At 72.0% G+C, this 21414-nt stretch carries 21 protein-coding genes and 1 riboswitch; of the genes, 6 read left to right on the top strand and 15 right to left on the bottom strand.

What is annotated here, in order from left to right; translation table 11 throughout:
• Positions 1-13: 13 nt before the first annotated feature.
• The 3 genes from GTY56_RS31635 to GTY56_RS31625 form a co-directional block, all read right to left on the bottom strand.
• A complete protein-coding gene (locus tag GTY56_RS31635) occupies positions 14-670 on the bottom strand; it encodes a TetR/AcrR family transcriptional regulator (protein WP_202510994.1) in 657 nt (218 codons plus the stop codon).
• Positions 671-745: 75 nt separating this feature from the next.
• A complete protein-coding gene (locus GTY56_RS31630) occupies positions 746-886 on the bottom strand; it encodes an SCO1431 family membrane protein (protein ID WP_161368716.1) in 141 nt (46 codons plus the stop codon).
• Between the two features lie 90 nt (positions 887-976).
• The gene (locus GTY56_RS31625) at positions 977-2356 is read right to left on the bottom strand and encodes a C39 family peptidase (protein WP_161368715.1); all 1380 of its coding nucleotides are present in this window, start codon (positions 2354-2356) and stop codon (positions 977-979) included.
• 194 nt (positions 2357-2550) lie between these two features.
• Between GTY56_RS31625 and GTY56_RS31620 the strand changes: the two genes are divergently transcribed.
• Together GTY56_RS31620 and GTY56_RS31615 are read left to right on the top strand one after the other, a co-directional pair.
• Positions 2551-3207 carry a uridine kinase family protein gene (locus GTY56_RS31620; protein WP_161368714.1) on the top strand — a complete coding sequence of 219 codons (657 nt, stop codon included), beginning with the start codon at positions 2551-2553 and terminating at the stop codon, positions 3205-3207.
• A gap of 432 nt (positions 3208-3639) precedes the next feature.
• Positions 3640-5499 carry an AAA family ATPase gene (locus GTY56_RS31615; protein WP_161368713.1) on the top strand — a complete coding sequence of 620 codons (1860 nt, stop codon included), beginning with the start codon at positions 3640-3642 and terminating at the stop codon, positions 5497-5499.
• Positions 5500-5615: 116 nt separating this feature from the next.
• On the opposite strand, the gene GTY56_RS31610 is transcribed toward GTY56_RS31615, so the two are convergent.
• The 9 genes from GTY56_RS31610 to GTY56_RS31570 all read right to left on the bottom strand — a co-directional run bounded on the left by GTY56_RS31610 (position 5616) and on the right by GTY56_RS31570 (position 12978).
• The gene (locus GTY56_RS31610) at positions 5616-6692 is read right to left on the bottom strand and encodes a hemolysin family protein (protein ID WP_161368712.1); all 1077 of its coding nucleotides are present in this window, start codon (positions 6690-6692) and stop codon (positions 5616-5618) included.
• Complete coding sequence (locus GTY56_RS31605; RefSeq protein WP_161368711.1) at positions 6689-8023, bottom strand: hemolysin family protein; 1335 nt, start codon at positions 8021-8023, stop codon at positions 6689-6691. Before GTY56_RS31605 ends, GTY56_RS31610 begins: the two co-directional genes overlap by 4 nt.
• Before the next feature lie 245 nt (positions 8024-8268).
• The gene (locus GTY56_RS31600) at positions 8269-8724 is read right to left on the bottom strand and encodes a PH domain-containing protein (RefSeq protein WP_161368710.1); all 456 of its coding nucleotides are present in this window, start codon (positions 8722-8724) and stop codon (positions 8269-8271) included.
• 14 nt (positions 8725-8738) lie between these two features.
• Positions 8739-9587 carry an ATP phosphoribosyltransferase gene (gene hisG, locus GTY56_RS31595; RefSeq protein ID WP_107458360.1) on the bottom strand — a complete coding sequence of 283 codons (849 nt, stop codon included), beginning with the start codon at positions 9585-9587 and terminating at the stop codon, positions 8739-8741.
• Between the two features lie 45 nt (positions 9588-9632).
• Positions 9633-9905: a phosphoribosyl-ATP diphosphatase gene (locus GTY56_RS31590; protein WP_003988914.1), complete on the bottom strand. Its 273-nt coding sequence runs from the start codon at positions 9903-9905 to the stop codon at positions 9633-9635.
• 34 nt (positions 9906-9939) lie between these two features.
• Positions 9940-10425: a 6,7-dimethyl-8-ribityllumazine synthase gene (gene ribH / locus GTY56_RS31585; protein WP_030038615.1), complete on the bottom strand. Its 486-nt coding sequence runs from the start codon at positions 10423-10425 to the stop codon at positions 9940-9942.
• A 20-nt stretch (positions 10426-10445) separates the two neighbouring features.
• Complete coding sequence (locus tag GTY56_RS31580; protein ID WP_161368709.1) at positions 10446-11735, bottom strand: bifunctional 3,4-dihydroxy-2-butanone-4-phosphate synthase/GTP cyclohydrolase II; 1290 nt, start codon at positions 11733-11735, stop codon at positions 10446-10448.
• Positions 11732-12373 carry a nicotinamide riboside transporter PnuC gene (gene pnuC / locus GTY56_RS31575; RefSeq protein ID WP_161368708.1) on the bottom strand — a complete coding sequence of 214 codons (642 nt, stop codon included), beginning with the start codon at positions 12371-12373 and terminating at the stop codon, positions 11732-11734. The genes GTY56_RS31580 and pnuC overlap by 4 nt, the downstream gene beginning before the upstream one ends.
• Entirely contained in the window at positions 12370-12978 is a 609-nt protein-coding gene (locus tag GTY56_RS31570) for a riboflavin synthase (RefSeq protein ID WP_161368707.1), read from the bottom strand. Before GTY56_RS31570 ends, pnuC begins: the two co-directional genes overlap by 4 nt.
• A gap of 143 nt (positions 12979-13121) precedes the next feature.
• Positions 13122-13252, bottom strand: a riboswitch (FMN riboswitch).
• Positions 13253-13581: 329 nt separating this feature from the next.
• Between GTY56_RS31570 and GTY56_RS31565 the strand changes: the two genes are divergently transcribed.
• Positions 13582-14469: an RNA polymerase sigma-70 factor gene (locus GTY56_RS31565; protein ID WP_161368706.1), complete on the top strand. Its 888-nt coding sequence runs from the start codon at positions 13582-13584 to the stop codon at positions 14467-14469.
• A 102-nt stretch (positions 14470-14571) separates the two neighbouring features.
• A complete protein-coding gene (locus tag GTY56_RS31560) occupies positions 14572-15348 on the top strand; it encodes an SDR family oxidoreductase (RefSeq protein WP_161368705.1) in 777 nt (258 codons plus the stop codon).
• Between the two features lie 39 nt (positions 15349-15387).
• Here GTY56_RS31560 and GTY56_RS31555 read toward each other — a convergent pair whose 3' ends face one another.
• Positions 15388-16806 (bottom strand): ROK family transcriptional regulator, encoded by a 1419-nt coding sequence (locus GTY56_RS31555; protein ID WP_161368704.1) that lies wholly within the window; start codon positions 16804-16806, stop codon positions 15388-15390.
• A 135-nt stretch (positions 16807-16941) separates the two neighbouring features.
• Between GTY56_RS31555 and GTY56_RS31550 the strand changes: the two genes are divergently transcribed.
• Positions 16942-18147 (top strand): MFS transporter, encoded by a 1206-nt coding sequence (locus GTY56_RS31550; RefSeq protein WP_161368703.1) that lies wholly within the window; start codon positions 16942-16944, stop codon positions 18145-18147.
• A gap of 59 nt (positions 18148-18206) precedes the next feature.
• On the opposite strand, the gene GTY56_RS31545 is transcribed toward GTY56_RS31550, so the two are convergent.
• Positions 18207-18656 carry an NUDIX domain-containing protein gene (locus GTY56_RS31545; protein WP_161368702.1) on the bottom strand — a complete coding sequence of 150 codons (450 nt, stop codon included), beginning with the start codon at positions 18654-18656 and terminating at the stop codon, positions 18207-18209.
• A gap of 176 nt (positions 18657-18832) precedes the next feature.
• Here GTY56_RS31545 and GTY56_RS31540 point away from each other — a divergent pair, with 176 nt between their 5' ends.
• Complete coding sequence (locus GTY56_RS31540) at positions 18833-20212, top strand: uracil-xanthine permease family protein (protein ID WP_161368701.1); 1380 nt, start codon at positions 18833-18835, stop codon at positions 20210-20212.
• On the opposite strand, the gene GTY56_RS31535 is transcribed toward GTY56_RS31540, so the two are convergent.
• On the bottom strand, positions 20191-21330 hold the full coding sequence (locus GTY56_RS31535) for a glycoside hydrolase family 6 protein (protein ID WP_161368740.1): 1140 nt from the start codon (positions 21328-21330) through the stop codon (positions 20191-20193). The genes GTY56_RS31540 and GTY56_RS31535 overlap by 22 nt on opposite strands.
• Between the last annotated feature and the right edge of the window lie 84 nt (positions 21331-21414).

Raw genomic sequence — 21414 nt, 5'->3', positions numbered from 1 at the left:
CTCCGCCCCTTCCTCATGCGCCTCGGCGGGCGGGCTGCGGTGCCGGGTGGGCGGGGTCGAGCTCCTCGATCGCACGCAGGACACCCCCGAGGGTCTTCACGAGCAGCTCGCACATGGTGTCGCGGGGGAGCTCGGGGCGGTCGATCCATTCGAGCGTGGCGCCCTCGACACCGCACACCCAGGACAGCAGGCCCATCCGCGTCAGCGCGGCGACGTCGGCCCGGCCGTACGCACCCTCGGCGATGGTCGTCACGACGGCCTCGCGCACTCCGTCACGGATGGCGTGCACCTCGGTGTCGAAGCCGACTCCGCCGCTCACGATCGTGCGGTACGCGGCCTGGTTGTGCTCGGCGTAGCGCAGATAGCTGTCGATGGTGCGCTGGACCCGGTCGACGGCGGGCAGTTCCAGACCGCTCGCGGCCAGGGTGAGCAGCTCGGTGACCGAGTCCTGGATGATGGCGAGGTAGTAGCCGCGCTTGGACTGGAAGTAGTAGTAGATCAACCCCTTGGCGACGTGCGCCTGCCGGGCGATGTCGTCCATCGACAGCGCGTCGTAGGACGTGTCGGCGAACAACCTGCGCCCGATGGCGATGAGTTCGGCACGGCGCGCCATCGAGCGCTCGGTGCCGCGGGCCCTGGGACGCGCGGCGGGCTGGGGGCTGATATTCAATTTCGACCCTGGTCTCAACGGGCGGGGTGGGACCTCCGCAGTATGGCAGGCCCCACTCCCGGTCCGTGGGTCAGGTCACAGCAGCCCCAGCTGGGTCACGAGCATCGCCACGACCACGACGAGGGCCCAGCCCATGAGGTGCTCGACGACTTTCGGACCGTCGTCCTGAGGGCCGCCGGTGCGGACGCGTGGGGCGGTCGCTGCGTGTGCGGTCATGGCTTCTCGCTCATTCGGTGGTACGGATGGACTCCCCCGGAGTTCCGTCCACCTTGCCACCGGAAGCGGCTTTTGCGGCCGAGAGCTTGCTCACACGCGTACGCCCACGGCCGCCAGCGCCTTGGTCTGGGCCGCGCTCGGGCGCGCCGGGAAGTAGAGGTAGCAGACGCCCCCCGTGCCCGAGACGACCTTGCCGGAGGCGTTGAACCGCTTGGTGCGGAGCCAGATGTTCTCGAACTCGCGCCGCCGGTACACGCGCCGTACGGCCTCGTTGCTCGCCGAGAAGGGGTCGTTGGCGATCACGTCGCCGTCGGCGGTGAAGCCGATGACGGTCATCAGATGCCCGGCGGTGCCGTAGCCGGCGCCCGTGAGCTCCTCCTTCAGGAACGACTGGGACGTTATGGCCGGGACGCCCGCGGCGATCAGCGTCTCCAGGTCGGTGAGCGATCCGAGCCGGGTGACCACGCCCTGGAGGTCCTTGAACGTGGCCGCGTAGGCGGCGTTGAACGGCCAGTTGCCGCAGCCCCCGTACTGGTAGTCGTAGGTGAAGCGGGCCGCGTGGCAGACCTGCGGGTCGGCGTAGGAGGGGTCGACCCAGGCCAGCTGCCCGTCGGTGAGCCGGCCGCCCCAGTACTCGATGATCATCTGGGAGGACGTCGGGCTGCACCAGGCCTCGCCGCCGTTGTCGTACTCGGGGTACTGGCCCTTGTGGATCTCCTGCGAGTAGCGCGGGACGGCCAGTTCCTTCGCGAGGCCGGGCACGGACGCCGGGACGGTGAACCGGTCGGGCACGTCGGAGCCCATGACGCCGAGCCGCCACACGGTCGGGGTCGCCTTGGTGCCGGGCTTGCGGTAGAGGGTCAGGCGCAGCCGGTACGACCTGAGGCGCAGACCGGTGGACGCGTCGTCGATCGCCAGGGTGTCGGTCCAGACGGTGCTCTTGCCGTCGCTCTGGTCGTCGACCGAGGTACGCCGGATGTCCTGGTCGCCGGCCGCCCAGCGGGCCATCACGTACCAGGGGGTGCTGGTGCCGTCGGTATAGGTGCCCTTGATCTCGATCTGGATCCAGGTGCCGGCCAGGGTGCGCGCGTTCCAGGAGACGATCGCCTCGGTGGCGGGGGCGGTGAGCCGGTGGACGGGGGACGTCCAGGTGCCGAACTCCCAGTCTGCGGTCTTGCCGGTGTGCGGATCCGTGTAGGCGGCGGTTCCGGCGGGCTTCGCGATCTTCAGGCCCGGGCGGGTGCCCGCGACGGCCCCGGTGCCCTTGGCGGTGCCGCCGCGCCAGTCGCCGTACGAGACCCAGCCCCGGTTGTCGACGGTACGGGCCGGGAGGGCCCGGGCGGGATCTGTGGCGTCGGTCGTCACGGGGGCCTCGGGGTCGGCGGCCGCCGGGCCCACGCCCGCGGTGACGGCGGCGGCGACCGCGGCGGCCAGGACGGTGCGACGGGAGGGCGGTTCGGCTCTGCGCATGGCGGGGACCCCCGGATGTCGGAGTCGGGCAGGGGCGGGGCAGGTCCGTGCACGGTCGGTCGTATCCGTACGTGCGCCACATATGAGCACAGCCCGCCGTCTCCTGCCAGCACTTCGACGCGCGCCGCGCCCACCAATATTGGCGTCGACCAGTGGCATCCGCGCCGGATCCCGTCGTTAGAGTGCTGAGCGAGATGAATCCCTCCTTCCGCCCCGCCCCTGGCCCCGCCGTCCGCGACCTGGCCGCCCGCGTCCGGCGCCTCTCCCCCTCCTGCGGCCCGGTCCGGCTCGTCGGCGTCGACGGACACGCCGGGTCCGGAAAGAGCACGTTCGCCGGGCAGTTGGCCGCGGCGCTGGACGGTGCGCCGGTGCTGCGCCTCGACGACATCGCCAGCCACGACGCGCTGTTCGACTGGACAGGCCGGCTGCTGAAGCAGGTGATCGAGCCGCTCTCCCAGGGCCGGGCGGCGCACTACGTCCCCTATGACTGGCGGGCCCGCCGCTTCGGTCCGCCGCGTCCGCTCCCGCCGGCCCCGGTGCTCCTCGTGGAGGGCGTCGGCGCCGGGCGCCGGGCCCTGCGCTCCCATCTGGCCCTGCTGCTGTGGATGGAGCTGCCGCGCGAGGAGGCCTGGGCGCGAGGAAGGTCGCGTGACGGGGAGGAACAGCGGGAGTTCTGGGACGGGTGGGTTCCGGCGGAGCGCCGACATTTCGCCGACGATCCCTCGCGGCCGTTCGCCGACCTGCTGGTACGGCAGCGGGATGAGGGATACGAGGTGCTCGCGGGGCCGGCTGGGACCGTTGGATCGGACCAGCCCCTCACGCACGGTGACGGGCCGCCCGCTGTGTGCTGAACTTGTGAAGGCGCTTGCGGGACAAGTTGCCGGAGTGCTCCAACTCGGCTTGACCGCTGGGCCGTACAGGTCTTACGTTCTCAATGTGCGGCATCGGAGCCGCCCACAGACGCGAAGCCCCCGGTTGTTCCCCCGTGATCGGGGGCTTCGTTCTGCCTTCTTCCGGTTTTGCGGCCGTCCCGGTGCGCCGGGCGCTCACCCTGGGTCACCGTACGCGGGTGCGCCGCGCCCGCTCCCACCTCGCCGAACGGCCCGTGCGGCACCCTACGGGCGCGCCGCCCCCGCAGGTACGATGCCCTCGTCGCGACCTGCGGACGGTTGCTTCGCGCACCGTGCAACTCCGGTCCGTGGCACAGCGGTTCGAGCAGGGCAGCGCCGGCTGGGGGACGGCTCGTTGGCATACCGACGGGGGCACGCTTTGTGGGGGACGTGATGGACTTCGGCACGCAGGGCCCTCAGGCCCCGGCCGACCTGGCCTGGCTGCGAGGCGTGGACGCCTACACCATGGGCGCGTATCCGCAGGCGGAGGAGGAGTTCCGCGCGGCCGTGCGCATGGACCCCGGGATGGCCGACGGGTGGCTGGGGCTGCACGCGCTGCGTGTCGACACGACGACCGCGCTGCTGCGGATGTTCCGGCACCGGGACCGTTTCGGGGAGCAGCGCTCCCGCTACCGCCGCACGCTCAACTCCTGGTACTGGCTGGGCTGGTGGGTGCAGCCCGTGCTCGAGAGCCCCCGCGATCTGCTGCTCGCGCACGCCTCCCACTGGCTGGACGGCCGCCACGTCCCCGAACTGGACCAGGCCCTCGCCGGGCTGCCGCCCGTCGACACCGACCACCAGGTCCGTTTTCTGCACTCCTGCCGCGCCTACCTGGTCAAGGACTGGGAGCAACTGGTCCGCCACACCGACCCGCTGCTCGGCGATCCGATGCTCGGCATCGAGGCCGGCCTGTTCGGCGGCATGGCCCGGGTCCGCCTGGAGATGTACGGCCAGGCCGAACCGCTGCTGTCCGCCGCGCTGATGCGCTGCCGCAGCGAGCAGCCGCAGCGCAAGGAGCTGCGCTACTGGCTGGCCCGGGCGCACGAGGGCACGGGCCGCAGCGCCGCCGCACTCCCCCTGTACCGGGCCGTGCACCGCGTCGACCCGGCCTTCATGGACACCTCCGCCCGGCTCGCCGCCATCGCGGAGGGCGACGGGTACGACGACGTCACGGACCTCGCGGCGATCACACTCACCGGCGCGGGCCAGGACGCCGTGGACGGACCGGACGGGTTCGATCCGCTCTTCGGCATCGAGGGACGCGACCTGAGACTGCCCGACCCCGAGCCGCCGGTCGGTCCCCTGCCGCCGGTGACCGGCCCGCCGGTGCGTGAGCGGACCGGCCCCGTCCCCTCCCTGCCCGCCGGGCCCACCGACCCGGCGTTACTGGAGGAGGCACTCGCCGAACTGGAGCGCATGGTGGGTCTGGAGCCGGTGAAGCGCCAGGTCAAGGCGCTGTCGGCGCAGCTGAACATGGCCCGGCTGCGGGCCGGGCAGGGCCTTCCGGTCCAGCCGCCGAAGCGCCACTTCGTCTTCTCCGGTCCCTCCGGCACCGGCAAGACCACCGTCGCCCGCATCCTCGGCCGCGTCTTCTACGCCCTCGGGCTACTCGGCGGCGACCATCTCGTGGAGGCCCAGCGGGCCGACCTGGTCGGCGAGTACCTCGGGCAGACGGCGGTGAAGGCGAACGACCTGATCGACTCGGCCCTCGGCGGCGTCCTCTTCGTCGACGAGGCCTACTCGCTGTCCAACTCGGGCTACGGCAAGGGGGACGCGTACGGCGACGAGGCCTTGCAGGTGCTGCTGAAGCGTGCGGAGGACAACCGCGACCACCTCGTGGTGATCCTGGCCGGCTACCCGGAGGGCATGGACCGCCTGCTCACCGCGAACCCCGGGCTGTCGTCCCGGTTCACCACCCGCGTCGACTTCCCCTCGTACCGGCCGCTCGAACTCACCGAGATCGGCAAGGTGCTCGCCGCGGAGAACGGCGACCTGTGGGACGACGAGTCCCTCGACGAGCTGCGGTCCATCGCGGGGCACGTGGTGGACCAGGGGTGGATCGACGAGCTGGGGAACGGGCGGTTCCTGCGGACGCTGTACGAGAAGAGCTGCGCGTACCGGGATCTTCGGCTGTCCGTCTACCCGGGCGTTTTGGGCAGGGAGGACCTGGCGACGTTGCGGCTGCCGGATCTGATGCAGGCGTACGGGGAGGTGTTGTCGGGGCGGGGGCCGCAGGATCCGTCGGCTGGGTGAGTTCGTCGGCCGCGGGCCGGTGGGGGCCGGCCGCGCAGTTCCCCGAGCCCCTGAGTGGGTGCCGTGAAGGCCGGTCGAACTGCGCGACCGGCCCCCACGCGCCCGGAGCTGCACTGCTAGGTCGCCAGCACCTCTTCGCCGGACCTCGGCTCGGTCAGCCTCACCTCGCGCACCTCACGATGCGCGGGATCCCGCACCTCCCCCACCAGCAGCTCCAGCACGTCCTCCAGGGCGACCAGGCCGAGCACCTTGCCGGAGGCGTCCGCCACCTGGGCCAGGTGGGTCGCCGCCCGCCGCATCACCGTCAGCGCGTCGTCGAGCGGCAGCTCGGACCGCAGCGTGGTCATGGGACGCCACAGGTGCTGCGGGACGGCCCGGTCCGAGTCCTCCACGTCGAGGACGTCCTTGACGTGCAGGTACCCCATGAACGCGCCGGTGTCCGCGGCGACCGGGAACCGGGAGTACCCCGTGCGGGCGGTGAGCTCGACGATGCGCCCGGGCGTGACCGACGGGCTGACCGTGACCAGGGATTCCCGCTTCAGCAGGACGTCCGTCACCGGGCGGGAGCCCAGCTCCAGGGCGTCCTCCAGGCGTTCGGCCTCCTCGGGGTCGAGCAGGCCCGCCTGGCCAGCGTCCTCCACCAGCCGGTTGAGCTGCTCGCTGGTGAAGACCGCCTCGACCTCGTCCTTGGGCTCGACGTGGAAGAGTCGCAGGATGCCCTGCGAGACCGCGCCGAGGGCGGCGGTGATGGGCTTGCAGAAGCGCGCGAACCAGACCAGGCCGGGGCTGAGCCACAGCGCGGCCTTCTCCGGCGCCGCCATCGCCAGGTTCTTCGGGACCATCTCACCGATGACGAGGTGGAAGAAGACCACCGCGGCCAGCGCGATGACGTAGGTGAGCGGGTGGATCATGCCGTGCGGCAGGTGGATCCACTCGAAGACCGGCTCCAGCAGGTGGGCGACCGTCGGTTCGGCGACCGCGCCGAGGGTGAGGGAGCAGATGGTGATGCCGAACTGCGCCGCCGCCATCATCTGCGGCAACCGCTCAAGGCCGTACAGGACCTGCCGGGCGCGGGCGGTGCCGAGCGGTTCGATCTGGCTGCGGCGTACGGAGACCAGCGCGAACTCGGCGCCGACGAAGAAGCCGTTGGCGAGCACGAGCAGCGCGGCGAACAGGAGTTGGAGCACGCTCATCGGACGGCCTCCGCCATGGAGACCACGGGGGCGGTCCGCACCAGCCGGACCCGTTCCGCGCGGTAGTGGCCGACCTGGCGCACCGCCAGCCGCCAGCCGGGCAGCTCCGCCTTGTCGCCGACGGCCGGGATACGGCCCAGCAGGTCGGCGATGAGGCCGGCGACGGTCTCGTACGGGCCCTCGGGCACGTGGAGGCCTATGCGTTGCAGGACGTCGACCCGGCAGCTGCCGTCGACGTCCCAGGCGGGCCTGCCGTCCTCGGGCGGCGCGGCGGCCAGCTCGGGCAGGTCGTGTCCGTCGTGCTCGTCGCGGACCTCGCCGACGATCTCCTCGACGATGTCCTCCAGCGTGACGACACCGGCGGTGCCGCCGTACTCGTCGACGACGACCGCGATCGGCTGCTCGCTGCGCAGGCGGGCCAGGAGCGGCCGTACGGGCAGCGTCTCGGGGACGAGGAGCGCCGGGCGGGCGATGTGGCCGACGGGGGTGCGCAGCCGGTCCTGGACCGGCACGGCCAGGGCGTCCTTGAGGTGGGCCATGCCGACGACCTCGTCGATCTTCTCCCGGTAGACCGGGAAGCGGGACAGGCCGGTGGCGCGGGTCAGGTTGACGACGTCCTCGGCGGTGGCCGAGGACTGCAGGGCGCTGACCTTCACGCGCGGCGTCATCACGTGCTGCGCGGTGAGCTCGCCCAGCGACAGGGTCCGCACGAACAGATCGGCCGTGTCCTGCTCCAGGGCGCCCGCGCGAGCCGAGTGGCGGGCCAGGGAGACGAGCTCTCCCGGGGTGCGGGCGGAGGCCAGCTCCTCGGTGGGTTCGATGCCCAGGGCGCGCACGAGCCGGTTGGCGACGGCGTTGAGGCCGGCGATGACCGGGCGGAACAGCCGGGCGAAGACGTGCTGCGGGCCCGCGACGAAACGCGCGACCTGCAACGGCCGGGACACCGCCCAGTTCTTGGGCAGCAGCTCGCCGATCACCATCTGCACGGCGGAGGCCAGCAGCATGCCGACGACGACGGTGACACCGGAGACGGCTCCCTCGGGGATGCCGACCGAGGTGAACGGGCCGTGCAGCAGCTCGGCGAGCGCCGGTTCGGCGAGCATGCCGACGACGAGCGAGGTGATGGTGATGCCGAGCTGGGTGCCGGAGAGCTGGAAGGACAGTTCCCTGAGTGATTCGACGACCCGGTGGGCGCGCCGGTCGCCTTCGGCGGCGGCCTTCTCGGCCTCCGCCCGCTCGACCGTCACGAGTCCGAACTCGGCCGCCACGAAGAATCCGTTGGCGAGAATCAGCAGGAACGCGGCTGCCAGGAGCAGCAGGGGGGTGGTCATGGTGCCGCCGCCTCCGCACGGTGGCGTACCTCGGCTACGAGGTCCGCGCTATGTCGGCAGGGGGCGGCGCAGGTACTGCAGGACGATCCGTCCATCGCCGGAGGGGGTCACTCCTCGGTTAGCAGGAGCCTCTGCGCACCGGTCGGGGCGACAGAAGCGGAGGCGCATCCATCACGCCTCCGCCAACAGATTAATCAAGACATGGCCCGGTTCGGCAGTGGCGGCCGCCCGGAGGATCCCGCGAGTCAGCTCTCGCGCCGGTCGGGGCCGGCTGTGGAACGGGCCTCGACAAGGGCCCGCAGCGCCCGGGCGTCGGCGATCGCACGCTGCTTGGCCAGGCCCGGCTGGATGCCCAGAGCAGGCAGGCTGGTGCCGTCGCTGAGGTTGAGGAACACCCAGGGGTCGCCCGGCCGGAGGGCCACCTGGAGGATCTCCGCCCACTCCAGCCGGCGCTTGTTCGTGAGATTGACGACAGTGACGCCGTCCTCCTCGACGACGACCTTGGGACGCGCCAGGAGCAGCAGCACGCCGTCCAGCAGGAGCGCCGTGACGATGAAGCTGACGCGTTCGCCGGGGCTGAGCTGCTTCAGCAGCATCGCGACCGCCGTGATCACCACGAAAATGGCGACGGCCGCGGTGAGCAGCACCACGCGGGTGCTGCCCGGCCGGAACGTGACGGGCAGGGTGGGCAGATCGGACATCTCGTGTACGCCCCTCAGAGACGGCAGGCGTGGATGGCCGTGGTCAGGATGGCCCGGGCGCCGATGTCGTACAGGTCGTCCATGATCCGCTGGGCTTCCTTGGCCGGCACCATGGCGCGGACGGCGACCCAGCCCTCGTTGTGCAGCGGCGAGACGGTCGGGGACTCCAGGCCGGGCGTGAGGGCGACGGCCTTCTCCAGCTGCTCGACGCGGCAGTCGTAGTCCATCATCACGTAGGTCCGCGCGACCAGGACGCCCTGGAGGCGGCGCAGGAACTGCTGCACCTTGAGGTCGTCGGCGTCCGCGCCGGTGCGGCGGATCACCACGGCCTCGGACTTCATGATCGGCTCGCCGGCGACCTCCAGGCCCGCGTTGCGCAGCGAGGTGCCCGTCTCGACGACGTCGGCGATGACCTGGGCGACGCCGAGCTGGATGGCGGTCTCGACGGCACCGTCGAGGTGGACGACGGAGGCGTCGATGCCGTGCTCGGCGAGGTGCGCCGCGACGATGCCCTCGTAGGAGGTGGCGACGGTCTTGCCGGACAGGTCGGCCAGGCCGCTGATCGTGCCGGGCTTGGCGGCGTAGTGGAAGGTGGAGCGGGCGAAGCCGAGGGCGAGGATCTCCTCGGCTTCGGCGCCGGAGTCGATGAGCAGGTCCCGGCCGGTGAGGCCGATGTCCAGCTGTCCGGAGGCGACGTAGATCGCGATGTCGCGGGGGCGGAGGTAGAAGAACTCGACCTCGTTCACCGGGTCGACGATCCGCAGTTCCTTGGACTCCCGGCGCTGCTGGTAGCCGGCCTCATGCAGCATCTCCGCCGCAGGGCCGGACAGGGAACCCTTGTTGGGGACGGCGATGCGCAGCATGAGGTCGGCTTCCTTTGCGTGGAGTCGTACGGGGACGGGTGCGGCTTACAGGTGGGCGTAGACGTCGTCGAGGGAGATGCCGCGGGCGACCATCATCACCTGGACGTGGTACAGCAGCTGCGAGATCTCCTCGGCGGCGGCTTCCTTGCCCTCGTACTCGGCGGCCATCCACACCTCGGCGGCCTCTTCGACGACCTTCTTGCCGATGGCGTGAACGCCCTTCTCGACCAGTTCTGCGGTGCGGGAAGTGGCGGGATCGCCCTGGGCGGCCTTGTGCTGGAGCTCGGTGAAGAGCTCCTCGAACGTCTTCTTGGACATGGTGACGCTCAGCCTATGCCACAGGTGGCTTCCGTCAGCGCCAGGGTTCGGATACTGAGCGGAGGGTGGCCGCGGTCGCCACCGCCGCCGTCACCGCCTCGTGTCCCTTGTCCTCGTTGGAGCCCTCGATGCCGGCGCGGTCCAGGGCCTGCTCCTCGGTGTCGCAGGTGAGCACGCCGAAGCCGACGGGAACGCCGGTGTCGACGGAGACCTGGGTGAGGCCCTGGGTCACGCCCTGGCACACGTACTCGAAGTGGGGGGTTCCGCCGCGGATGACGACGCCGAGGGCGACGATCGCGTCGTAGCCGCGGCCCGCGAGGACCTTGGCGACGACCGGGAGCTCCCAGCTGCCGGGAACCCGGAGCAGCGTCGGCTCGTCGATGCCCAGGTCGTGCAGGGCGCGCAGGGCGCCGTCCACCAGTCCGTCCATCACCTTCTCGTGCCACTGTGCCGCGATGACGGCGACCCGGAGGTCACCCACATTGCGCACGGACAGCTCCGGTGCACCCTTGCCGCTCACGTTGCTCCTCTAGTGCTCTGTTACTGGTTGCCGCAGGCCGGCACGGTGGTCGTGTCCAGCCAGGGCAGGTCGTGGCCCATCCGGTCCCGCTTGGTGCGCAGGTAGCGGAGGTTGTGCTCGCCGGCGTTCACGGGCATCGGCACCCGGGCCTTGACCACGATGCCGTGGCGGACGAGCGCGTCGGTCTTGTCGGGGTTGTTGGTCAGCAGCCGGACGCCGCGCACGCCGAGGTCGGCGAGGATCTGCGCGCCGGCGGCGTAGTCGCGGGCGTCGGCGGGCAGTCCCAGTTCCAGGTTGGCGTCGAGCGTGTCGCGGCCGCGTTCCTGGAGTTCGTAGGCGCGCAGCTTGGACATCAGGCCGATGCCGCGGCCCTCGTGTCCGCGCAGGTAGACCACGACGCCGCGGCCCTCTTCCTGGATGCGGGCGAGGGAGGCGTCCAGCTGGGGGCCGCAGTCGCAGCGGGCCGATCCGAAGACGTCGCCGGTGAGGCATTCGGAGTGGACGCGGACGAGGACGTCCTGGCCGTCTCCGATCTCGCCGTGCACCAGAGCGACGTGCTCGACGCCGTCGACCGTGGAGCGGTAGCCGTGTGCGGTGAAGGTGCCGTGGGTGGTGGGCAGCTGGGTCCTGGCCTCGCGGCGGACGGTGGGTTCGCTGCTGCGGCGGTAGGCGATCAGGTCCTCGATGGAGATGATCGTCAGGCCGTGCTTGCGGGCGAAGGGGATCAGCTCGGGCAGGCGCAGCATGGTGCCGTCCTCGCCGGCGATCTCGACGATCGCGCCGGCCGGGCGCAGGCCCGCGAGCCGGGCGAGGTCGACGGCGGCCTCGGTGTGGCCGTTGCGGGTGAGGACCCCGCCGGGCCGGGCGCGCAGCGGGAAGATGTGGCCGGGGCGGACGAAGTCGTCGGGGCCGGAGACGCCGTCGGCGAGCAGCCGGAGCGTGGTGGCGCGGTCGGAGGCGGAGATGCCGGTGCTCACGCCGTGCGCGGCGGAGGCGTCGACGGAGACCGTGAACGCGGTCTTCATCGACTCGGTGTTGTCCTCGACCATCTGCGGGAGCCTCAGCCGGTCCAGTTCGTCGCCCTCCATGGGGGCGCAGATCAGACCGCGGCACTCGCTCATCATGAAGGCGACGATCTCGGGGGTCGCCTTCTCGGCGGCGATGACGAGGTCGCCCTCGTTCTCCCGGTCCTCGTCGTCGACGACCACGACGGGGCGGCCGGCCGCGATGTCGGCGATGGCCTGCTCGACGGGGTCGAGCGCGAACGTCTCGATGTCGTCGGTGCTGTACAGGGCGGTTGTGGCGCTCATGCCGGCGCTCCTTCCAGGGTCGGCCGCGCGGCCTGACGCGAGCGCAGCCACCAGTCGCGCAGGCCCCACAGGACGAGCGCGCCGTAGATGACGTAGACGAAGCCGGAGAAGGCGTAGCCGTTGGCGAAGTTGAGGGGAACGCCGACGACGTCGACGAGCAGCCAGGCGAACCAGAACTCGACCATGCCGCGGGCCTGGGCGTACATGGCGACGATCGTGCCGACGAAGATGTACGCGTCCGGCCACGGGTCCCAGGAGAGGGTCGGGTACGCCTTGAACAGCAGCGCCACCGCGACCGTGCCGACGGCGGCCGCCGCGGCCATGGCCGCGCGCTCGCGCCAGGTGGCGAACCGGACGGCGATGTGGCCGTCGCCCCCCTGCTCCTTGCCGCGCTGCCACTGCCACCAGCCGTACAGGGCGACGACCATGACGACCGCCTGCTTGCCCGCGCTGCCGGTCAGATGCCCGAAGAAGGCGCCGAAGAGGATGAGGCCGGCCAGGAACTGCACGGGCCAGGTCCAGATGGAGCGCCGCCAGCCGAGGGCGAGGGCGGCCAGGCCGAAGAGGTTGCCGACCATGTCGGCCCACTTGATGTGCTGGCCGAAGAGGACGAACGCCTCGGAGTTCAGCGTGTTCACTCGGCCGCTCCCCGCGCGCGGTCGCCCAGCATCCGCTCGACGTACTTGGCGATGACGTCCACTTCGAGGTTGACCGGGTCGCCGGGCTGCTTGTGGCCGAGCGTGGTCAGATCGAGGGTGGTGGGGATGAGGCTGACCGTGAAGTGGTCGGGGCCGGCGTCGACGACCGTGAGGCTGATGCCGTCGACGGTGATGGAGCCCTTCTCGACGACGTAGCGGGTGAGGTCGGCGGGCAGGGAGATCTTGACGATCTCCCAGTGCTCGGAGGGCTTGCGCTCCAGGATTTCGCCGGTGCCGTCGACATGGCCCTGGACGATGTGCCCGCCGAGGCGGTCGCCGACGGCCATGGGGCGTTCGAGGTTGACCCGGGTGCCGGCCTTGAGGGCTCCGAGGCTGGAGCGGTTCAGCGTCTCGGCCATGACGTCGGCGGTGAATTCGTCGCCTTCGTGGTCGACGACCGTGAGGCAGACGCCGTTCACGGCGATCGAATCACCGTGCTTGGCGCCTTCGGTGACGACCGGGCCTCGCAGGCGGAAGCGACAGGCGTCGTCGAGGGTCTCGACGGCGGTGACCTCGCCCAGCTCTTCGACGATTCCGGTGAACACTTCCCGGGTCCTCCTGCCTCTTCGGGCACGGACTCCGGGGCTGTCGATGACGACAGAAGTACGAGCAAGGACACCGGGGACGACGCCGGACGGAGTCCGCCACGGGGACGGACTTCTCGGCGGCGCGCACGAATGCCCGCTCGCCGCGCACTGCCTCCCATCCGGACTTTAACCGTCGGTCCAGGAATTTCACCTGGTCAACCGGCCGCTGGAGGCGACCGGGTCGCGGACTGTAACCGCCGGTTCGGACTTTCACCGACCCCGGAGTGCGCTGCTACTGGTACACGGCCAGTGTGCCACGCCTGATCGCGGTTCAGAGGGGCCCGACGTGTGGGCTGTCTCACAGACTGTGTCGCACCCCTTCCCGAGCGCGACCGGCACCCCAACTCGCCCGTCGGACCGACCTCTTGCGATCTCGCACTGGTACATACCTATTGACGATGTGGTCTAGTCCTTTCTAGGGTCATCGCCAGGGTCGGCTCAACCCCCTGACCGGCCCGGCGGCGGTGACGACGGCCCTTGCCCGCCGTCGGGCCTTCCCACCCCGGGCCCCACGGCGGGCTCCCGGCGCCGGGCGGGCCGCCCTCTGGCAGGGTGAGTCGTATGACCACGACCGCCGCCGAGGAGTTCGAAGTCCACCGGCCCAGGCTGTTCTCGCTCGCCTACCGGCTGCTGGGCTCCGCCGAGGAGGCCGAGGACGCGGTCCAGGACGCCTACCTGCGCTACAGCGGCGCCGACCGGGCGGGGATCGAGCACCCGGCGGCCTGGCTGGCCAAGGTCGTCACCAACCTCTGCCTGAACCGGCTCACCTCCGCGCGGGCCCGGCACGAGCGGTACGTCGGTACCTGGCTGCCCGAGCCCGTGGTCACCTCGGACGGCACACTCGGCCCGCTGGAGTCCATGGAGCAGCGGGACGCCGTGTCGATGGCGATGCTGGTGCTGCTGGAGCGGCTGACGCCGACCGAACGGGCCGTGTACGTGCTGCGGGAGGCGTTCGGCTACGGGCACCGGGAGATCGCCGGCGTGCTGGACCTGAGCGAGGCCAACTGCCGTCAGCTGTACCGGCGTGCCGTGCGGCGGGTGGGCGAACCGCAGGCCCGGTTCGAGCCCGCCTCCGAGCGGCAGGAAGAGCTGGTCACATCGTTCATCACGGCGGCCCGTGACGGGGACCTGGCCGGACTGGAGAAGTTGCTCGCGGCCGACGCGACCTGGTGGAGCGACGGTGGTGGCAAGGTCACCGCCGCGCGGTGGCCCATCGAGGGCGGACCGGCGATCGCCCGCTTCCTGGCGGGCGGGGGGCCGAAGTTCGCGCGGGGCCTGGACTTCGTGCCGACGGAGGTCAACGGCCAGCCGGGGCTGGCCGGCTGGGCGGGCGACACGCTCGTCGGGCTGTCGGTGGTCGAGGTACGCGACGGGCTGGTCACGGGGGTGCGGGCCGTGGTCAACCCGGAGAAGCTGGCATTCGCACGCCGCCAGCTCACCCGGCCGTAGGACCGCAGGGCGCGCCTGTCACATTCGGCGGGGGCTGTTCGGTCTGAGTCGGCGAGGGGCGCTCCACCCGGGAGCGCCCGGTTCCCGAAGGGGCTGAACAGCATGACCACGATGCTGGTGACCGGCGGCACCGGAACGCTGGGGCGGCTCGTCGTCGAGCGGTTGCGCGCGGGCGGGCACGAGGTGCGGGTGCTCAGCCGGCACAGCGAGCCGTACGCGGCGGATCTGCGGGCGGGCGGAGCCGCGCTGGACGCGGCCGTCGCCGGTGTGGACACGATCGTGCACTGCGCGACGGCACAGAAGGGGGACGAGCAGGCGGCTCGGAACCTGATCAGGGCGGCGCGCGGTGCGGGCGTGCGTCATCTTGTCTACATCTCGATCGTGGGTGTCGACGAGGTGCCGTTCCCGTATTACCGGACAAAGCTCGCGGTGGAGAGGCTGGTCGAGGAGTCCGGGATCGGCTGGACCGTGCTGCGGGCGACGCAGTTCCACGATCTGCTGATCATGATGTTCCAGGGACTGTCGAAGCTGCCGGTGATGTTCCTCCCGGCGGGCGTGCGGGACCAGCCGGTGGAGGTGGCCGAGGTCGCGGACCGGCTGGCCGAGCTGGCGGCGGCCGGGCCGGCGGGGCGGGTCGCGGACATGGGCGGGCCGGAGGTACGGCCTCTGGACTCCTTCGCCCGTGCGTATCTGAAGGCGTCGGGCCGCCGGCGAGCGGTGGTGAACGTACCGCTGTGGGGGGCGGCCTACCGGGGCTTCCGGAGCGGGGGCCATCTGGCGCCGCGACGGGCGGTGGGCAAGGGGTCGTTCGAGGAGCACCTGAAGAGGCGGTTCGGGGGCGGTCGCGTCCGGTCGGGAAACGGGCGGTCCGGCGTCTGAGGGAGGAGGACGGAAGGGGGCGGTTCCGGGCCTGACGGCCTACCAGCCCGGGGCGGGCCGGGGTGGGGGCTCTCCAGGCGTGAACAGTTCCTCCTGGGCGCGGTCCCGGGCCGTCAGCAGTGCGCCGCGCAGGACTGCGCCACCGCCCAGGGTGGTCGCTCGTACCTCCGTCGGCAGGGGCGCCATCCGCGCGATGCGGTCCCGCACCCGTGAGGCGAGTTCCTCGCCACCGGCCTGACCGACCTCACCGCCGAGCACCACGCACCCGGGATCGAGGATCGCCACGACGGAGGCGACCCCGACGGCGAGACGATCGGCGAGGGCGTCCAGAAAGCGGGCGGCGGGGGCAGGGGCGGGAGGTGCGGGTGCCTCGGCTCCGAGGGCGCGGGACCCGGCCCCGGACCCGGGCGCGGCCCCTCCCGGCAGCAGCGGCGCCCCACGCCCGGATGTGGGCACGCGCCCTCCCGGCGCCGGCGTGGAGCCCACGGTTCCGCTCGCCGGCCCCGCTCCCCCCACGCTCGCGGCCGGCTCCTCCCCCGGCCTCCCGTCCGCCGCCGACCGCACCAGGGCGACGGCCGCCCGTACCACCGCCACCGCGGACGTCTGCTCCCCCGGCGTCGCCGGAATCCCGCACTCGGCCGCGAGGGACACGACCGCCGCCGCCGAGGCCAGCGAATGGAAGCCGCCCTCGCAGTCCGTGGCCGACGGCAGTGCGGTGGTACCCGGGACCGGGAGGAAGCCGATCTCTCCCGTGCCGCCGGAGGCGCCCCGCCGCAGGGCGCCGTCGAGGACGACGGCCGCCCCCGTTCCATGACCCAGCCACAGCAGGACGAACGTGTCCCGGTCCCGGGCCGCCCCGTCGCGCTGCTCGGCAAGCGCCGCAAGGTTGGTCTCGTTCTCGACGCTGACACGGGCCTCGGGCAGCCGCTCCTGGAGGGTGGCGACGAGCCGGCGGTGCCACTCCGGCAGCCCGGTGGAGTCGCGGAGTTCGCCGCTGGACGGGTCGATCAGACCGGGCGCCCCGATCCCCACGGTGTGCAGGCGGTCGGCGCCGGCCTCCTTCGCCACGCGCTCGACCAGGGTGACCGCCTGCTCCACGGCGGGACCCGTTCCGGTGTCTCCGCCGATCGGCACCGACGCCTCGGCCAGTACCCGCCCCACCAGGTCCGCGACGGCCACGGCGACACCTTCGGTGCGGACGTCGAGGGCGGCCAGGTGGGCCCGGTCGGCGACGATGCCGTAGACCTTCGCGTTGGGGCCGCGCCGCTGCTTCCCCGCCTCGCCGACCACCGCGATCAGTCCGGCGGCGGTGAGGCGTTCGACGAGGTCGGCGACGGTCGGCCGGGACAGGCCGGTCAGCTGCTTCAACTGCCCTGCCGTCAACGGGCCTTCCTGCTGGAGCAGACGCAGGGCGAGCCGGTCGTTGATGGCCCGGGCGGTGCTCGGGGATGCGGGCATGCCGGGATCCTTCCAGATCGGCGGAGCCGTTCAGCGGGGCCCGCCGGGAGACCCTCTTATTATCAGGCAGGGTTCCTGATAGTTTACGCCCGCACCGGACACGAGCACGGCAGAGACCTGGAGGGGGACCGCAGAATGGGCAAGGTGGTCGACGAACAGCGCGAGGTGAAGCGGTCCCGGTACGCCGTCGCCGCCGTCTTCGCCGTGCACGGCGCCGTGACCGGCTCGTTCGCGACCCGCGTGCCGTGGATCCAGGACCACGCGGGCGTGAGCGCGGGTCAGCTGGGCATCGCTCTCGCCTTCCCCGCGCTCGGCGCGTCCGTGGCGATGCCGGTCGCCGGCAGCATCAGTCACCGCTTCGGCGCCCGCAACGCGCTGCGCGGGCTGATCGCCCTGTGGACGCTGTCGCTGGTCCTGCCGTCCCTCGCCCCGAACCTCCTGACGCTGTGCCTGGCCCTGTTCACGTACGGCGCGACGGCGGGCATGGCGGATGTGGCGATGAACGCGCTGGGGGTCGAGGTGGAGAATCGCCTCGGCCGGTCGATCATGTCCGGGCTGCACGGTATGTGGAGCGCGGGCGCGCTGGTCGGCTCGGCGGCCGGCACCCTCGCCGCGCACCTCGGCTCGGACGCCCGGCTGCACCACGTCCTGGCCGCCGCGGTCCTCACCGTCGTCGGCGTGGCGTCCTGCCAGTGGGTGCTCGACCTCCAGCCCGCCGAGGACGAGGAGCCACCGCCGCGCTTCGCGCTGCCGCCCCGCTCTGCACTGCTCATCGGCGCCATCGGGTTCTGCGCGGTGTTCGCGGAGGGCGCGAGCCTGGACTGGTCGGCGGTCTACCTGCGCGAGCAGCTGGAGACCTCGGCCGGTCTCGCCGCGGCCTGCACGACGGGCTTCACGCTCACCATGGCCGTGGCCCGGCTGGCCGGTGACCGGATCGTGGACCGCTTCGGTGCCGTGCGGACGGTGCGGGCCAGCGGTGTGTTCGCCGTCCTCGGAGGCCTGCTGATCGTCGTCGCGGACCATCCGGCGGTGGCCATGAGCGGGTTCGCGCTGATGGGCCTGGGCATCGCCGTCGTAGTGCCGCTGTGCTTCGCTGCGGCCGGCCGCAGCGGATCCAACCCGAGCCTGGCGATCGCGGGCGTCGCCACCATCACCTACACCTCGGGGCTGATCGCGCCGAGCGCGATCGGCATGCTGGCGCAGGCGACGAGCCTGATGGTGTCCTTCTGCCTGGTGACGGCGCTGTCGTGCGGCCTGGTGGCGTTCGCGGGCGTACTGCGCCCCGGCGAGCGGACGAAGGTCGGCCGGACGGACGCGGTGGTTCCCGACCGGCGGCCCTGAAGCCGCTGCACGGCCGGAAAGAGGGCCGGGCGCCCCGATGCCCGCAGCGTCGGTGACACTCAGCCGGTCACCATGATCGGCGAGTCGGGTGGGCCGTCTCTCAGCAAGGGGGGCAGCAGCTCCGGCAGTTCGGTCGGCCGCAGCACATCCGAGGTCGTGACCAGCTCCGCCGCGGTCCACCAGCGGTGCCCTGTGATCGCGGCCTTCTCCACGTCCTCGAAGGACGAGGTATCGACCTCGAACGCAGGCACCCGGGCCATGTAGTAACGCTGGCGAACCTCGTAGGCCACGCCGCCCCGGACCGTTGTCCACGGACGCCCTCGCCATATCTCCGGCCCCAGCCGGACATGCGTCAGCCCGGTCTCCTCCCGCAACTCCCGCAGGGCTGCCTGTTCATGGCTTTCGCCTGGTGCGAGTCCGCCTCCAGGGGCGAACCAGCGGACGGAACCGTCCTCTTTGTTCCCGGCTGAGAAAAGCAACAGCCGATCGGCGTCGTCCAGCAGCACCACGCGCGCTCGGGCGCGGCACCAGCCTTCCCTCCGGCATCACCATCTCGTCAGGTTAGAGCCACGCCAGGCGACCGCCCGGAGGGGCGCCCGGGTCGGCAGTGACGGGTGCGGAGCACTTCCGGTCATCCCTGACAATGGTCCGGACATAAACAGTCCCACGATGAAAGCGACACCCGATGGATCTCGGCGTCCGCTGGAAACTGCACGGCGACGGACGCACCCCCGCGCCCGGCGCGGTGGTCCGCCCCGACGAGCGGCTCTCCTGGCCCCGTACGGCCGGGCTCGGCGCCCAGCACGTCGTGGCGATGTTCGGGGCGTCCTTCGTGGCGCCGGTCCTGATGGGGCTGGACCCGAACCTCGCGATCATGATGTCCGGCGTCGCGACCGTCGTGTTCCTGCTGGCCACCCGCGGCAGCGTGCCCAGCTACCTGGGATGCTCGCTCTCCTTCGTCGGTGTGGCGGCGGTGATCCGCGCGCAGGGCGGCAGCAGCGCGACCGTCACGGGAGCGGTGTTCGTCGTCGGGGTCGCGCTGTTCCTGGTGGGGCTGGCCGTGCGGCGCTTCGGGGCGCGGATCATCCACGCCGCCATGCCGCCCGTCGTGACCGGCGCGGTGGTGATGCTGATCGGCTTCAACCTGGCGCCGGTGACGGCCTCGACGTACTGGCCGCAGGACCAGTGGACGGCCCTGCTGGTGATGCTGTTCACCGGTCTGGCGGTGGTCTGCCTGCGCGGCTTCTGGTCCCGGATCGCGATCTTCCTCGGCCTGGTCTTCGGATACGGCATCTCCTGGGTGTTCGACCTGGTCTTCGGCAAGATCCACTCCGTGGACGCGAGCGGCAAGCCGACCGACCACTGGCGCCTCGACCTGTCCGGCGTCGGCCAGGCCGACTGGATCGGGCTGCCGACCCTGCACGCCCCGTCGTTCGAGTGGTCGGCGATCCTGGTCGCCCTGCCGGTCGTCATCGCGCTGGTCGCGGAGAACGCCGGGCACGTGAAGGCGGTCGGCGAGATGACCGGCGACTCGCTGGACGACAAGCTCGGCACGGCGATCGCGGCCGACGGCGTCGGGTCGATGCTGTCCACCGCGGTCGGTGGCCCGCCCAACACCACGTACTCCGAGAACATCGGCGTGATGGCCGCGACCCGCGTGTACTCGACGGCCGCCTACTGGGCCGCCGCCGGCTTCGCCCTGCTGTTCGGCCTCTGCCCGAAGTTCGGCGCGGTCGTGGCGGCGATCCCGGGCGGGGTGCTCGGCGGCATCACCGTCATCCTGTACGGCATGATCGGCCTGCTCGGGGCGCAGATCTGGATCAACGCCAAGGTGGATCTGCGCAATCCGCTGAACCTGGTCCCGGCCGCCGCGGGCATCATCATCGGGGTCGGCAACGTCTCCCTGACATTCTCGGACATGTTCTCGCTGAGCGGCATCGCGCTCGGCACGATCGTCGTCATCACCGGCTACCACGCCCTGCGGGCCTTCGCCCCGGCCCACTTGAAGACACAGGCGCCCCTGCTCGACGAGGGCACCTCCTCCTACGACGACGCCAAGTCGTAGGCGTACGAAGCCGTGAAGGTCCCCGGCCTGCCCTTGCAGCCGTCCGACTCCCCCGGCAGCTTCACCCACAGGTAGGCGTCGATCCGGGCCTCGCCCGTGCTCAGGGTCGGGGCCCGGCCCAGGGTGCGGCCCGCCGGGTCGCACCACTCGCCGTCGGCCGGGGCGCCGTTGCCGTTGCGGCTGGTGTCGATGACCGCGCCGAGGTCCGCCGGGCCGCCGAGCGCGTCGAGGACCCGCCGGTCGTGGGCGACTTCGTCGGCGGTGGTGTGGAAGTTGGAGACGTTGCTGAAGACGCCGTCGGACGACTCGGATGAGGCGGCGCCGGCCTGCCTGAGCCAGGCCGCCTGCTTGCCGGGTGCGTTCCAGCCCGAGTGCCCCGCGTCGAAGTAGACCCGGGCGCGGGGGTTGGCGTCCTTCAGGACACGGCCGGCCCGGGCCAGCGAGGCGAAGCGGTCCGCGCGTTCACCGGCGGAGAGGCACTCGGCCTGGGCGACGGAGTCGGGCTCCAGGACGACGATGACCTCGTCCGAGCCCAGCCCGGCCGCGAACCGGTCGATCCAGGCGTCGTAGGCGTCCAGGCCGGGCGCCCCGCCCTGGGAGTGACCGCCGCAGTCCCGGCCGGGGATCGTGTACGGCACGACGACGGGCACCCGGCCGAGCGCGGCCCCGCCCGCGGTCACGGCGGCGACCCGGGCGGTGACGGTGTCCGGGGAGTAGTCGGCGAACCAGACGGCCGCGGGCTGCTCGGCGATACGGGACGCGATGACCGCGTGCCGGGGGTCGCCGGAGTGGGAGCGGACCCAGTCCAGGACCTGGGATTCGGGATGACGGTAGAGCCGTCCGGCCGCAGTGGTGGTGCTCTCCTGCCTCTTCTTCTCGGGCTTCACCGGCGCGGGACTCCGGGTCCGGCGGGCCGACGGAGACGGCGAGGCGGAAGCGGACCCGGCGGCGGCGGTCGGGGACGGCGACGGCACGGCCGGCAGGGGGGCCAGACGGGGCGAGGCCGTCACCTCTGGGGGCCCGGCTTCGTCCGAGGGCCGCCGTCCTCCGTCGTCGAACGCGGCGAGGACCCCCGCGACCGCGCCGGCCACGACGACGAGCGAGGCCGCCACGACCATCGCGCCACGCCGGGCGGCGCGCCTGCGCCCGGCCCTGCGAGCGGCCAGGCGCTGGGCACGCGAGCCTGCCACGGTGGTGCTCCC

Origin of the sequence: Streptomyces sp. SID5643 (assembly GCF_009872555.1) — a bacterium.
Classification (GTDB): Bacteria; Actinomycetota; Actinomycetes; order Streptomycetales; family Streptomycetaceae; genus Streptomyces; species Streptomyces iakyrus.
The sequence above is the reverse complement of the archived record's forward strand: the minus strand, read 5'-3'. Positions and strand labels throughout refer to the sequence as shown.